The sequence below is a fragment of the Sulfitobacter sp. 15WGC genome, assembly GCF_005068605.1.
GTDB classification, from domain to species: Bacteria; Pseudomonadota; Alphaproteobacteria; order Rhodobacterales; family Rhodobacteraceae; genus Sulfitobacter; species Sulfitobacter faviae.
In genome coordinates this window covers 1-254 of the sequence record NZ_SZNL01000148.1, presented here as the reverse complement: position 1 = coordinate 254, position 254 = coordinate 1, and the positions used below count along the sequence as shown (strand labels likewise).

Annotated in this window: 1 pseudogene; it reads right to left on the bottom strand. The window is 60.6% G+C overall.

What is annotated here, in order from left to right:
• A pseudogene (locus FCK22_RS19450) lies at positions 1–237 on the bottom strand (hypothetical protein); the annotation flags it as partial.
• Positions 238–254: the final 17 nt, after the last annotated feature.

Genomic DNA, 254 nt, shown 5'->3' with positions numbered 1-254 from the left:
CGGCAAGCCCGCGCTGGTGGTCGATGCGGTCGGGGCTTTCCTTGACCGAACGCGCGAAATAGCTCACCGCCTCATTCGGGTCGGCCACTGTCAGCATCACGTCGGAGAGGTTGGTCTCATCCACCACTTGACGTCCTTGAAAGCCCGTTCAACGGTGGCGTTCGCGTCTTTTTCACCGCAGCCAGCAAGGGCGGTGACGCCTGCCATGCAGACGGCCAGAATGATTGGATGGCGCATTTTGCGTCCTCTTACTG